The sequence below is a fragment of the Nonomuraea sp. MG754425 genome (assembly GCF_021699195.1).
Lineage (GTDB): Bacteria > Actinomycetota > Actinomycetes > Streptosporangiales > Streptosporangiaceae > Nonomuraea.
Window position 1 is genome coordinate 1 of the sequence record NZ_SSXE01000639.1, and the last position, 207, is coordinate 207.

At 63.8% G+C, this 207-nt stretch carries 1 protein-coding gene; it reads right to left on the reverse strand.

Annotated elements, in window-relative coordinates; translation table 11 throughout:
- The coding region (locus tag FAF44_RS56695; RefSeq protein ID WP_237111266.1) for a transposase at nt 1-138 on the reverse strand (138 nt) is incomplete at its 3' end.
- Nucleotides 139-207 lie beyond the last annotated feature (69 nt).

A 207-nucleotide genomic window follows, 5' to 3' on the forward strand; every position in this document is an offset into this window, starting at 1 on the left:
GGCGCGTACCCACACCCGCAGCGTCTCGCGGCTGACCCCCAGATCCCGCGCGATCGACGTGATCGTCCGATCCGGCCTCGACAGCACCAGCGCCACCGCATCGGCCTTGAACTCGGGCGGGTAGTTCCTCATCACCATCAGGGACATCTCTTCCCCTGGACCTCAAGATCCAGTCTCCAAGGTGTCTACGTTCAAGGGGAAAGACCC